The sequence below is a fragment of the Gemmatimonadota bacterium genome, from assembly GCA_009692115.1.
Classification (GTDB): Bacteria; Gemmatimonadota; Gemmatimonadetes; order Gemmatimonadales; family GWC2-71-9; genus SHZU01.
In genome coordinates this window covers 207,032-219,286 of record SHZU01000003.1, presented here as the reverse complement: position 1 = coordinate 219,286, position 12,255 = coordinate 207,032, and the positions used below count along the sequence as shown (strand labels likewise).

The window sequence follows — 12,255 nt, the reverse complement described above, 5'->3', positions numbered from 1 at the left end:
GTCGCCCCCACCCCAACGGTCGACCTCAATGGCTGATTTGCTCTCCCGCCGCGATCTCGAGTTCCAACTCTATGAAGTACTCGACACCGAGGCGCTTTGCCAACGGGCTCGTTGTGCCGAGCATAGCCGGGCAACGTTCGATCAGATCATGGACGCGGCCAAGGTCCTGGCCCAGACCCGGTTTCGGCCCCATTGGAAGACCGTGGACGTAGCCGAGCCTACGTTTGACGGCCATCGGGTTCACCCCCATCCCGCCGTCAAAGAAGCGCTCGACGCCTACGTCGAGGCGGGGTGCATGGTGGCGGGCCATTCGGCTGATCGCGGCGGCCTCCAGCTGCCCTGCGTCGTCGAGAAAGCCGCGTTTGCCCATTTCAAAGCCGCCAACGGGTCGACGGCCGGCTACGCGCTGCTGACCGGGGCGGCGGTCAACCTGATCCTGGCCCACGGCACCCCGGCGCAGATCGAGCAGTACGCCGAGCCGATGCCGGCCGGGCGGTTCTTCGGCACCATGGCCCTCTCGGAAACCCAGGCCGGTTCGTCCCTCGCCGACATCACCACCCGGGCGGTGCCGGGCCCGGATGGGACCTACCGGTTGTTCGGATCGAAGATGTGGATCTCCGCCGGCGACCACGAACTCTCCGAGAATATCGTCCATCTGGTCATGGCGAAGATCGAGGGCGCCCCCGCCGGCGTCCGCGGCATCTCGTTGTTCATCGTCCCGAAGTACTTGATGGCGGACGACGGCACCTTGGCCGACCGCACTGACGTCTGCATCGGCGGCCTGAACCATAAAATGGGCTCGCGGGGCACCGTCAACCCCGTCTTCAATCTCGGCGAAGGCAAGTTCCGCCCGCTCGGCAGCGCGGGGGCGGTCGGCACCAACACCAACCTGATCCATCTGGGGACCGCGTTGGCGGCGGGCGTCACTGCGCTGGTCGAGACCACCGACCGGTTGGTGGCGTGTCCCGACCCCGAACGCGGCCTGGCCAACGCGTTCCCCTACTTGACCGTCTTCGGTCACACCGTCGTCGGATGGCTCTGGGTCGAGCAGGCCCTGGCCGCCCAACGAGGCCTCGAGGCCAGCCCAGGGGACCGCTTTTACTTGGGCAAACTGGCCGCCGCCCGCTACTTCCTGGATTGGGTCCTTGCCGCCACCCAGCCGACCCACCAGCTGTTACGCCGCCTTGACGAGACGCCGCTCTCAATGCAGCCAGAGTGGTACTAAACCCAGTCGCGGACGCCATTTGCGGGGGTACCGGCTGGGTTGAACTGGATTTGACGCTTGGTTAGATTCGACCTCCGAAGTTCGTGAAATATTTCACGATGCCATTCCTGCCGGCTGGCCTATTACAAGTCATCGGGACCGCTGCCATGCTACGGTCGTACGTTCCAGTGCTGGTGCTGATCGGGTTCGTGGTCGCCAACGCGATCATGATGCTCGGTGTCTCGCACATCTTCTCGACCTATCGACGCACCGCCACCAAGGTGGCGCCCTATGAATCGGGCATCCCGGTTCTTGGCGACGCCCGCGAACGGTTCTCGATCAAGTGGTACCTGGTCGCGATGCTGTTCATCATCTTCGATATCGAAACCGTCTTCATGATTCCGTGGGCGGTAGCCTTCCACCAGCTCACGGCAATCCGGGGCCTCCTCCTCATCGAGATGCTGGTGTTCGTCGGCATTCTCGCCGTGGGTTACATCTACGTCTGGAAGCGGGGCGCGTTCCAATGGGACTGACACTACCTCCCGATGCCAACCCGGAAACGGCCGAGATTCCGGCGGTTTCGCCCAACTGGATGACCACCAGACTCGATTCGCTGGTCAACTGGAGCCGGGCCAACTCGCTCTGGTCGATGCCGTTCGGCACCGCCTGCTGCGCCATCGAGTTCATGGCCACGGCGGCCGGCCGGTTCGATATTTCCCGGTTCGGCATGGAGCGGATGAGCTTCTCGCCGCGGCAGGCCGACGTCCTGATCTGCGCCGGGCGGCTTCCCTTCAAGCTGGCGCCGATCATTCGCCGGATCTGGGATCAGATGCCCCAGCCGAAATGGGCCATCTCGATGGGTGCCTGCGCCTCGACCGGTGGGATTTTCGATACCTACGCCATGGTGCAGGGCATCGACACGATCATCCCGGTCGACGTCTATGTCCCCGGGTGCCCGCCACGCCCCGAAGGGTTGCTGTACGGGATCATGATGTTGCAGAAGAAGATCAAGGGCGAATCGATCACCGATCCGACCCTCCGGCAGGAATTTCTGATGGACGAGCGGGGCTTCTTCATGCCGCCCGAGAAAATTGACGTCGTCTCGGAACCGTTCGGCAACTCCGTCCACCAGACTCGTTCCGCATGACGGCCACCGCGACGGCTCTGTCGCCCTCGGTCGAGGCCCTTCGGACGGCGTTCGGGCCGGCCATCCGGCGGGCCGCTGTGTCCTGCGGCGATACCATCGTGTGGGTTGAGCCCGCCCGGGCCCATGAGATCCTGGCTTGGCTCAAGACCACCGCCGGCCAGCAGTTCAACTACCTCACCGACATCACCGCGATCGACTATCGCGACCCGGAACACCCGCTCGAGGTTTCCTACCAGCTCCGATCGCTCGATCGGAAGGCCGACCTCCGAATCAAGATCGAGCTGAATAAGACCGCGCCGCTCGCCGTCGACTCCGTCTTCGACTTGTGGAAGGGAGCCAACTGGCTCGAGCGCGAGGTGTTCGACCTGTTCGGGGTGACCTTCCGGGGCCATCCTGACCTCCGCCGGATTTTGATGTGGGACACCTACGCCGAGGGGTTCCCGCTCCGGAAGGACTTCCCGCTCCGCGGCAATTTTTCCCGGGCCGAGCAGACCCGGCAGGTGCTGGCGGCCAACCCCGAAGCCAACTATTCGATGGAAGAACTGACGATTGCCGACGCGTTCGATGAGTTGCCCGAGGACATGAAGCGCCGGCTGGTCAAGGGCGAGCGGGGAGAGATCCGATGAGCACCCGCACTTTGGAAATGTCGCTGGCCACGCCCGGCGTCGACGCCGAGGGACGAGCAACCCGCCTCCCGTTGTCGGCCAAGAAGGGTTCGGACGACGAGTTCGGCGCGGAGCACATGCTGGTCAACATCGGTCCGCAGCACCCGGCCACCCACGGCGTCTTGCGGCTGGTACTCGAGCTCGAGGGCGAAACCGTTATTCGCTGCATCCCCCATATCGGCTATCTCCATTCGGGGTTCGAAAAGCTGGGTGAATACCGGCACTACAACCAGATCGTGCCGCTGACCGACCGGACCGATTACTTGTCCCCGATGGCCAATAACGTCTGCCTGGCGTTGGCCGCCGAGAAGTTGATGGGCGTCGAGATCACCGAACGGTGCCAGGTCCTCCGGGTCATTGCCTGCGAAATGAGCCGGATCATTTCTCACTTGGTTTGGCTGGGTACGACGGGCATCGACCTGGGGGCCTTTACCCCGTTCCTGTGGTCGTTTTACCAGCGGGAACGGATCTACAACCTCCAGGAATCGTGGACCGGAGCCCGACTCACCACCAGCTTGACCCGCGTCGGCGGCATGATGGCCGACGTCCCCGAAGGATTCGAGGCCGGCCTCCGGGATTTCTGCCGGACGTTCCCGCATACCCTCGATGAAGTCGACGCGATGTTCACCCGCAACTCGATTTGGTGCGGGCGAACGCAGGGCGTCGGGGTGCTGAGCGGTGAGGACGCGATCAACTATTCGCTCTCGGGGCCGATGCTCCGGGCAAGCGGCGTATCCTATGACGTGCGCAAAGACCGGCCCTATTTGGGCTATGACACCTATGACTTCGATGTCCCGATCGGTGAACACGGCGACATCTACGACCGCTACCGGGTTCGGCTCGAGGAGATGTACCAGTCGAACCGGATCCTCGACCAGGCCCTCGACCGGCTCGCCACCCTGAAGGGCGCGCCACTCAACACCGCGGATCATCGCGTCATCCTGCCGCCCAAAGGGCGCGCGATGAGCGACATGGAAGCCATGATCCACCACTTCAAACAAGTGATGGAGGGCGTGGCCGCCCCGGTCGGCGAAGCGTACATGGGAGTCGAAAATCCCAAGGGCGAGCTTGGCTACTACTTCGTGTCCGACGGGACGGCCAAGCCGGTCCGATGGCGGATCCGTCCGCCTTCGTTCATCAACCTGGCCTGCCTGCCCAAACTATGCGAGGGCGCCCTTTTGTCGGACGTGATTGCCATCAACGCAAGCATCGATATCGTGATGGGAGAGATTGACCGATGAGCGGCGCCGCGTCATATGCCCCGGTGTTCGTGGGGCGGATCAAAGAGAAGCTCGAAGCGCTGTTTCCCGACTATCCGACCAAGCAGGCCTGCCTGCTGCCGGCCCTCTGGATGGTACAGGAGGAGCGGGGCTGGATCGCCCCCGAAGGGATCGCCGAAATCGGCGAGGTCCTCGGCTTGACCCCGGCCTATATCCGGGGCGTGGCCACCTTCTACACCATGTACCACCTTCATCCGGTCGGCCGGAACTTCATCCAGGTCTGCGGAACCTCACCGTGCCACCTTTGCGGCTCGGACGACGTCCTCAAGGCGATTCTCTCGACCACCGGCTGCGGTGAACTCGGAGCCACCAGTGCGGACGGACGGTTCACGGTGACCGAAGTCGAATGTTTGGGGGCGTGCGGGTTCGCGACGCCGATCATGATCAACGACGATTTCCATGACGGCGTCACACCCGAACGGGTGCCCGGAATCCTCGCGAGGTATGTATGAATCGGGGCTCGGGACTCGGCACTCGGCACTCGGCGGTACGGGAAAGGGTGGGCTAATGGGGTTTCCTCATCCGTCGCATCCGAAGGAGACAGTGCTCCTTTCGAAGTATTTTGGGGACGCGGAGGCTCGGACCTTTTCCGGGTGGGTTAAGCGGGGGGGGTACGAGGGGCTCAAGAAGGCCCTCTCGATGACGCCGGACGGGATCATTGAAGAGATCAAGGCCTCGGGGCTCCGGGGACGAGGCGGGGCGGGGTTTCCGACCGGCCTCAAGTGGAGCTTCATGCCGAAGGGCGACAACAAGCCCCACTACCTCGTCTGCAACGCCGACGAATCCGAGCCCGGCACCTTCAAAGACCGTGAGATCCTGCGGTGGACGCCCCACCAGTTGATCGAGGGTTGCGCTATTGCGGCCTACGCGATCGGGGCCGAGCGCTGCTACGTCTACATCCGGGGTGAGTTCACCGAGCCGTGGAAAGTTATGACTCGGGCGGTTGAAGAGGCCTATGCCAACGGGGCGCTCGGGGCCAGCGCCTTCGGCTCGGGCAAGCGGATCGACATCGTGCTACACCGCGGAGCGGGTGCCTACATCTGCGGTGAAGAGACCGCGATGATGAACTCGATCGAAGGGAAGCGGGGCAATCCCCGGATCAAGCCTCCGTTCCCGGCCGTGGCGGGGCTGTTCGGGATGCCGACGACGATCAACAACGTCGAAACATTGGCGGTCGCGAGTCACATCCTGACCCGGGGCGCCGCCTGGTACAAGGCACTCTGCCTCAATAATCCGAAAAGCACCGGCACCAAGCTGTTCTCGGTGTGCGGCCATGTCATGAAGCCCGGCAACTTCGAAATCACGATGGGCTTCCCGATGAAGGACTTGATTCACGACTTGGCCGGCGGGATGCGGCCGGGCCGGCGACTCAAGGCGGTCATTCCGGGCGGCTCGTCGGTCCCGATCATGACGGCCGCCGAAGCCGAGTCCGCGCTCTGCGACTACGAGGGCATCGTCGAGAAGGGCTCGATGCTCGGCTCGGCCGGATTCATCGTGATGGATGACTCCGCCGACATCGTATACGAGGTGTACCGCTTGGCCAAGTTCTACGCCCATGAGTCCTGCGCTCAGTGTACCCAGTGCCGCGAAGGCACCGCCTGGACTACCAAGATTCTCGAGCGGATCCTGAAGGGCCAAGGCAAACATTCCGATCTCGACTTGCTGCTCGATCTCTCTGAACAGATGACCGGCCGGACGATTTGCGTCCTGTCCGACTCCTGCGCGGCTCCGATCGTCAGCGGCATCAAGAAGTTTCCCGAAGAATTCGAAGCCTATTTGAGCCGGGCCAAAGCCCCGGCGCTGGCGGCCGTATGAGCGATCTGGTCAACGTAACCATCGACGGCGTAGCCATCGCGGTGCCCAAGGGCACCACGATCATCGAGGCGGCCAAGCAAGCGGGCATCTTGGTACCGCACTATTGCTACCATCCGTCGCTCCCCTCGCCGGCGGTCTGCCGGATGTGTTTGGTCGACGTGGAGAAGGCGCCGAAGCTGATGCCGGCCTGCGTCACCACGGTGGCCGAGGGCAACGTGATCAACGTCAACAACGAGAAATCGAAGAAGGCCCGGGAATCGGTTCTCGAGTTCCTGTTGATCAACCACCCGCTCGACTGCCCGATCTGTGATCAGGCCGGCGAGTGCGAACTGCAAGACTATGTCTTCCAAGAAGGGCGCGCCGAAACCCGGTACTCGGACTACGCCAAGCGGTACAACCCGGTCGAAGCTTTTGGACCCGACATACTGTACGTTGCGAACCGATGCATCCTCTGCACCCGCTGCGTTCGGTTCATGGAGAACGTGGCCGACGAGCCGGTGTTGAACGTCTCCGAGCGGGGCGACCGGGCCTACATCGGCATCGATCCCGATCACGAGCTCACCCACCCCTGGGCGGGCAACGTGGTCGACCTCTGTCCCGTCGGGTCGCTGATCTCGAAGGACTTCCTTCACAAGGCGCGCGCGTGGGATCTCGACAAGACCGCGAGCGTCTGCCCGGGGTGTACCCAGGGCTGCAACACCATGATCGACACCCGCGACGATGTGGTCGTCCGGCTCCGGCCCCGGCCGAACCTGGACGTCAACCGTCACTTCATCTGCGATACCGGCCGGGCCGACTACCGGTGGCTCAACCGGGGGGACCGGATCGAGGCGCCGTTGGCGGCTCGGCACTCGGCACTCGGCGCTCGGCACTCGGCGGTTGGGTGGGACGAGGCGCTTCAGGAACTGGCCGGGCTGGTTGGGGCGGCTAAGAGCGTGGTCATTCTGGCCTCGGGGCGGGCGTCGACGGAATCGCTCGGGTTGGTCCGGCAATTGGTCGACGGGAGCAGGGTAGTGGCGGCCATCCAGGTGCCAATCGGGGCGGAGGCTCCGCTCGCGGGCCTCCCTAATCTGGCGCTTCGGGCGGAGCGGGTGCCGAATCTGCACGGGGCCGGCCTCACCGGCTATTCAACCGACTGGAAGGCGGCGGTGGCCGCGTCCAAGGCCGCCGACCTCACCATCGTCCTCGACGCCGAATTGACCGATGCGGAGGTGGCCGCCCTCGGCGCCAATACCGTCGTCATCGGCACGGTGGACGATGAGCGGCTCCATGGCGCGCGGCTGCTCCTGCCCACGACCAACATGGCCGAAGAAAATGGCACCTATGTGAACCGCGATCATCGAGTGCAGCGGTATTTCCAGGCCAAATCTGCGCCAGCCATGTCCCGGCCGGCGTGGTGGATCGCCGCCGAGGCCGCCCACTTCGCCCGGGGACTGGCCGTCCCGGCCACCGCCGCCGAGGCGTTCGCCGCCCTTGGCAAATCGGTCCCGGCGCTCGCGGGCCTGACCTACGCCGACTTGGGCCATACCGGCCGCGTCGTCAACCCGGCCACCGCGGGGGCGACTCGATGACACCTGCCATGAAGGGGTTCCTGCTCTTCTCCGTCATCAAGATGCTGGTCGTCTTTACCGTCACCATCGTCGGTGTAGCGCTCTTGACGCTAATGGAGCGCAAGGTCTCGGCCTGGATGCAAAACCGGCGGGGACCCAACCGGGTTGGGTGGGCTGGTCTCCTCCAGCCCGCCGCCGACGGCGTCAAGAACATCCTGAAGGAGGAAACGTTCCCGGCCGAGGCGAACACCGCCCTGTTCATCCTAGCCCCGGCGCTCGCCTTCATTCCGGCGATGTGCCTTGCCGCGGTCATCCCGTGGGCGGCGCCGATGACGGTCAACGTCGACTGGAACCTGCCCCTGTTGGGAGCTGTCTCCTATCACGGCTCGCTCGCCATGTCGGTGGCCGATCTCCCGATCGGCTTCCTGTTCGTGCTGGCCATCAGCTCACTCGGTGTCTACGGCATCGCGCTGGCCGGGTGGTCGTCCAACAGCAAATACAGTTTGCTGGGCGGGCTCCGGTCGAGCGCCCAGATGATCTCCTACGAAGTCGCGATGGGCATGAGCTTGATTCCGTTGCTCCTCCTGACCGGCAACGCCACCTTCAGCGAAGTGATCCGGGCCCAGCAGCAGGGGCTTTGGTTCATCCTGCCGCTGACGGTGTCATTCTTCATCTTCATGGTGGCTGGGTTCGCCGAAACCAACCGGCTTCCATTCGACCTTCCGGAGGCCGAGTCGGAGTTGATCGCCGGATACCATACCGAGTACAGCGCGATGAAGTTCTCGCTGTTCTTCATTGCCGAGTATGCCAACATGGTGACGGTTTCGGCGATGATGGCCACGCTGTTCTTCGGCGGCTGGGACCTTCCCGGCCGGTGGGATGAAACCGGGAGCGGACTCGCCACCCTGATTACCGGGTTGGCTATGTTCCTGAAGACCTTTTTCTTCCTGTTCTTCTTCATGTGGATCCGGTGGACCTTGCCCCGGTTCCGCTACGATCAGCTGATGGCGTTGGGGTGGAAGTTCCTGATTCCGCTCGCCCTCGCCTACATCATCGTCACCACCGTCTTGGTCTGGGTGTTGGAATCGGTCGTCGGGATTTCCGATCCGAAGGTGCGCTCCTTGGTCCTGTTCGGGGTCAACGCCGTGCTGTGCTACGTAATTTTCTTCATCCTCGATCGCGGTACGCTGTTGTCGGGTTCGTACCGGCAGCCGCGGACCCCGGCGAACGCGGGGAGCTAAGTCTATGGCAATTGGTGTGAAGGTCATGAAGCGGCCGGATCGGGAAAACAGCTACGTCCGTGCGGCGCTCAAGGGGATGGTGCTCACCTTCAAGCACATGTTCCAGCCCAAGGTCACGATGCAGTACCCGGAGGAGCGGAGCACGGCCGACGAGCGGGGCGCCTATACGCTCTCGACCCGCTGGCGGGGCACCCACCGGATGCTCGCCGACGAACAGGGCCGGTCGAAATGCGTCGCGTGTGGTCTCTGCCCCCAGATCTGCCCGGCCAACTGCATCAAGCTGGTGCCGGGCGAGGACGAGGACGGCAACCGCTACCCGTTGATCTACGAGATCGACGAGTTCCGCTGCGTCTTCTGCGGCTATTGCCAGGAGGTCTGTCCAGAGGAGGCCATCCATGTCGGCGTGCACTTCGAGAACGCCGAATACAGCCGGGACCGGTTCGTCTATGACCTCGAGCGGCTGACGTCGCAGACCCATCCGGTCTCGACCCTTTGGGACCCCGCCGACCTCCGAGGCCAATGATGACGGAAATCGTCTTCTACGCCCTGGCCGTCTTCGCCGTCGTCTCGGCCGTCCTCTGCATCACCCAACGGAACCCGGTTCCGTCGGCCCTCTGGCTGGTGTCGACCATGTTTGCCCTGGCCGGCATTTACGTGCTGCTGAACGCCCAGTTCATTGCCGCCATGCAGGTGCTGGTCTACGCCGGTGCGGTCATGGTGCTCTTCATGTTCGTCATCATGTTGCTCAATCTCGGCAAGGACGAGGCGGGCGACATCAAGAAAGGCCCCACTCGGCTGGTGGCGGTCCTGCTGGGGTCGGCGCTCGTAGCCGCGTTCTTGGGCTTTCGCACCACCTCGGTGGCGGGACTGGCCGCCCGGCTGACCGAAACGGCGGGCGCGGCGAGCCCGCTCACCGCCGGTGGGGGCGGGCCGGTCCAATCCGCCGCCGCGTTCAGCAACCCGATCGGCGCCGTGGCTAAGCCGATGTTCGAGACCTATCTGGTCCCGTTCGAGATCACGTCCATTCTTCTCTTGGCCGCGGCAGTCGGCGCGGTCGTCCTCGCCAAACGGAAGCTCTAGATGCTCCTCGGACCTTCCCTCCTGCTCTCGGCCATGCTGTTTGCGATCGGGGTCGTTGGGGTTTTGACCCGCCGCAACGCGATCGTCCTGTTCATGTGCGTGGAGTTGATGCTGAACGCCGTCAACTTGTCGTTTGTCGCCCTCTCGACCGCCCACGGTTTCGGCGGACAAGTCATGGTCTTCTTCGTCATGACCGTCGCCGCGGCCGAGGCCGCTGTCGGCTTGGCGATCATCCTCGCCATCTTCCGACACACCAAGTCGGTTGACCTCAAGAACATCAACCTCCTTCAGGGCTGATGAATCCCTCCTGGATTTGGCTGACGATCGCCCTGCCGTTCCTGGGTTTCCTGGTGAACGGCACCGTGGCCATGGTCAAGCCGGACGCGAAACGCATCGTCTCACTCGTGGGCCCGGGCGTGCTGCTCGGCGCCTTCGGCGTCGCGCTGGCGATCTTTGCCGGCCTCTGGAGCCACCCGCCTGAAGCCCCGATCATCGTGCCCCTCTGGGCGTGGATTGGGGCGGGGGCCTTGAAGATCAATCTGTCGCTCCAGGTTGATCAACTCTCGGCCGTGATGATGCTGGTGATCACCGGGGTCGGGAGCCTGATCCATATCTTCAGCGTCGGCTACATGCATCACGACGAGGGATTTGCGAGGTTCTTCGCCTATCTCAACCTCTTCATCGCATTCATGCTGATCCTCGTGCTCGGGTCGAGCTTACCGGTGTTGTTCATCGGCTGGGAGGGCGTGGGGCTCTGTTCCTACCTCTTGATCGGCTTCTGGTACCAGGAGAAGGCCAACGCCGATGCCGGGAAGAAGGCATTCATCGTCAACCGGATCGGCGACTTCGGCGTCATGCTGGCCATGTTCCTGCTGTTCTGGCACCTTGGTACGCTCGAGTTCACCGAGATCGCGGCGCGGGCCCCCCAGATCCTGGCCGTCGGCGGCGGGGTGGTCACGGCCATCACCTTGTTCCTGTTCCTCGGGTGCGCCGGCAAGTCGGCGCAGATTCCGCTTTACGTCTGGCTCCCGGACGCCATGGCCGGCCCCACACCGGTATCCGCCCTGATCCACGCGGCCACGATGGTGACGGCCGGGGTGTATCTCGTGGCCCGGACCAGCGTGCTGTTCGCGATGGCGCCGACGTCCAGCATGGTCGTGGCCGGGGTCGGCGCGCTGACCGCGTTGTTTGCCGCCTCGATCGGCCTCCGCCAGTACGATATCAAGAAAGTCCTGGCCTATTCGACCGTCTCGCAGTTGGGCTACATGTTCCTCGGCGTCGGCTCGGCAGCGTACTCGGCCGGGGTGTTTCACCTCGTGACCCACGCCTTCTTCAAAGCCCTCCTGTTCCTAGGCTCTGGTAGCGTGATCCACGCGATGCACCACGCCTATCACACGAGCCATAGCCACGATGACCCGCAGGACATGCGGAACATGGGCGGGCTCAAGAAGTACATGCCCGTCACCTACGTGCTGATGCTGCTGGCCACGCTGGCCATCGCGGGCGTACCGCCGTTCTCCGGCTTCTTCTCAAAGGACGAGATTCTCGCCTTTGCGTTCAGCCGCGGGGCCGAACAGCCGATCTACTACGTCTTCTGGGCCGGCGGCGTCGTCGCGGCCCTGATGACCGCGTTCTATATGATGCGGCTCCTGGCCATGACGTTCTACGGCGAGAATCGGACTGGTGACAAGGAGCGGGAGCATCTCCACGAAGCGCCGATGGTCATGACCGGCCCGTTGATCGTCCTCGGTATCCTGACGGTCGTCGGCGGCCTCCTCAATCTGCCGACGTTCGTTCCGGGCCTCCCGCACCACGGACTCGACACCTGGCTCGAACCGGTCCTGGCGCCCGCGGCCAAGCTCATGCCGGCGGAACTGCCCCATGGGTCCACCGAGTACGCCCTGATTGCGGCGGCGGTCGTCATCGCTGTACTCGGCCTCTGGGCCGGCTACCGGGCCACGATGGCCGTCCCGATCATCGTCGCGAAGAAAGCACCCGAGGAGGTCGGTTTCGCCAAGGTGCTGCTCCACAAGTACTACATCGACGAGATCTATCATTCGCTGATCGTCCGGCCGCTGACCGGGATCTCGCGGCTCGTCCTCTGGAAGTTCGTCGACCAGGGCGTCATCGACGGCGTTGGGGTCAACGGGTCCGCCGGCCTGGCTCGCGGCCTGGGGTGGCTTGGCGGGCGGCTCCAGTCCGGCCAGGTCGGTTTCTACGTGATCGTGTTCGCCATCGGCGCGGTCTGGCTCATCCACGCCGCGGTCCGGTAA

The 12,255-nt window shown here is 63.9% G+C and carries 11 protein-coding genes and 1 pseudogene; all 12 read left to right on the top strand.

The window, feature by feature from the left end; genetic code table 11:
• Nucleotides 1–28 precede the first annotated feature (28 nt).
• The 12 genes and pseudogenes from EXR94_05345 (at nt 29) to EXR94_05290 (ending at nt 12,255) form a co-directional block, all read left to right on the top strand.
• The gene (locus EXR94_05345) at nt 29–1,225 is read left to right on the top strand and encodes an acyl-CoA dehydrogenase (GenBank protein ID MSR02151.1); all 1,197 of its coding nucleotides are present in this window, start codon (nt 29–31) and stop codon (nt 1,223–1,225) included.
• 146 nt (nt 1,226–1,371) lie between these two features.
• Nucleotides 1,372–1,737 (top strand): NADH-quinone oxidoreductase subunit A, encoded by a 366-nt coding sequence (locus tag EXR94_05340; protein MSR02150.1) that lies wholly within the window; start codon nt 1,372–1,374, stop codon nt 1,735–1,737.
• Entirely contained in the window at nt 1,728–2,351 is a 624-nt protein-coding gene (locus EXR94_05335) for an NADH-quinone oxidoreductase subunit B (GenBank protein MSR02149.1), read from the top strand. The genes EXR94_05340 and EXR94_05335 overlap by 10 nt, the downstream gene beginning before the upstream one ends.
• Complete coding sequence (locus tag EXR94_05330) at nt 2,348–2,977, top strand: NADH-quinone oxidoreductase subunit C (protein ID MSR02148.1); 630 nt, start codon at nt 2,348–2,350, stop codon at nt 2,975–2,977. Before EXR94_05335 ends, EXR94_05330 begins: the two co-directional genes overlap by 4 nt.
• A 17-nt stretch (nt 2,978–2,994) precedes the next feature.
• Nucleotides 2,995–4,257 (top strand): NADH-quinone oxidoreductase subunit D, encoded by a 1,263-nt coding sequence (locus EXR94_05325; protein ID MSR02147.1) that lies wholly within the window; start codon nt 2,995–2,997, stop codon nt 4,255–4,257.
• Nucleotides 4,254–4,748 (top strand): NAD(P)H-dependent oxidoreductase subunit E, encoded by a 495-nt coding sequence (locus tag EXR94_05320; protein MSR02146.1) that lies wholly within the window; start codon nt 4,254–4,256, stop codon nt 4,746–4,748. Before EXR94_05325 ends, EXR94_05320 begins: the two co-directional genes overlap by 4 nt.
• Before the next feature lie 55 nt (nt 4,749–4,803).
• Entirely contained in the window at nt 4,804–6,111 is a 1,308-nt protein-coding gene (gene nuoF, locus EXR94_05315) for an NADH oxidoreductase (quinone) subunit F (GenBank protein MSR02145.1), read from the top strand.
• On the top strand, nt 6,108–7,682 hold the full coding sequence (locus EXR94_05310; protein ID MSR02144.1) for a 2Fe-2S iron-sulfur cluster binding domain-containing protein: 1,575 nt from the start codon (nt 6,108–6,110) through the stop codon (nt 7,680–7,682). Before nuoF ends, EXR94_05310 begins: the two co-directional genes overlap by 4 nt.
• 8 nt (nt 7,683–7,690) lie before the next feature.
• Entirely contained in the window at nt 7,691–8,902 is a 1,212-nt protein-coding gene (nuoH, locus tag EXR94_05305; protein ID MSR02143.1) for an NADH-quinone oxidoreductase subunit NuoH, read from the top strand.
• A gap of 25 nt (nt 8,903–8,927) precedes the next feature.
• Nucleotides 8,928–9,425, top strand: a complete 498-nt coding sequence (locus EXR94_05300) for an NADH-quinone oxidoreductase subunit I (protein ID MSR02142.1) — start codon at nt 8,928–8,930, stop codon at nt 9,423–9,425.
• A pseudogene (gene nuoK, locus EXR94_05295) lies at nt 9,422–10,279 on the top strand (NADH-quinone oxidoreductase subunit NuoK). Before EXR94_05300 ends, nuoK begins: the two are co-directional and overlap by 4 nt.
• Nucleotides 10,279–12,255 carry an NADH-quinone oxidoreductase subunit L gene (locus tag EXR94_05290; protein MSR02141.1) on the top strand — a complete coding sequence of 659 codons (1,977 nt, stop codon included), beginning with the start codon at nt 10,279–10,281 and terminating at the stop codon, nt 12,253–12,255. The pseudogene nuoK and the gene EXR94_05290 overlap by 1 nt, the downstream one beginning before the upstream one ends.

Coding starts and splice junctions, on each gene's coding strand:
- EXR94_05345 (MSR02151.1), top strand. CDS start 29: ATGGCTGATTTGCTCTCCCGCCGCGATCTCGAGTTCCAACTCTATGAA.
- EXR94_05340 (MSR02150.1), top strand. CDS start 1,372: ATGCTACGGTCGTACGTTCCAGTGCTGGTGCTGATCGGGTTCGTGGTC.
- EXR94_05335 (MSR02149.1), top strand. CDS start 1,728: ATGGGACTGACACTACCTCCCGATGCCAACCCGGAAACGGCCGAGATT.
- EXR94_05330 (MSR02148.1), top strand. CDS start 2,348: ATGACGGCCACCGCGACGGCTCTGTCGCCCTCGGTCGAGGCCCTTCGG.
- EXR94_05325 (MSR02147.1), top strand. CDS start 2,995: ATGTCGCTGGCCACGCCCGGCGTCGACGCCGAGGGACGAGCAACCCGC.
- EXR94_05320 (MSR02146.1), top strand. CDS start 4,254: ATGAGCGGCGCCGCGTCATATGCCCCGGTGTTCGTGGGGCGGATCAAA.
- nuoF (MSR02145.1), top strand. CDS start 4,804: ATGGGGTTTCCTCATCCGTCGCATCCGAAGGAGACAGTGCTCCTTTCG.
- EXR94_05310 (MSR02144.1), top strand. CDS start 6,108: ATGAGCGATCTGGTCAACGTAACCATCGACGGCGTAGCCATCGCGGTG.
- nuoH (MSR02143.1), top strand. CDS start 7,691: ATGAAGGGGTTCCTGCTCTTCTCCGTCATCAAGATGCTGGTCGTCTTT.
- EXR94_05300 (MSR02142.1), top strand. CDS start 8,928: ATGAAGCGGCCGGATCGGGAAAACAGCTACGTCCGTGCGGCGCTCAAG.
- EXR94_05290 (MSR02141.1), top strand. CDS start 10,279: ATGAATCCCTCCTGGATTTGGCTGACGATCGCCCTGCCGTTCCTGGGT.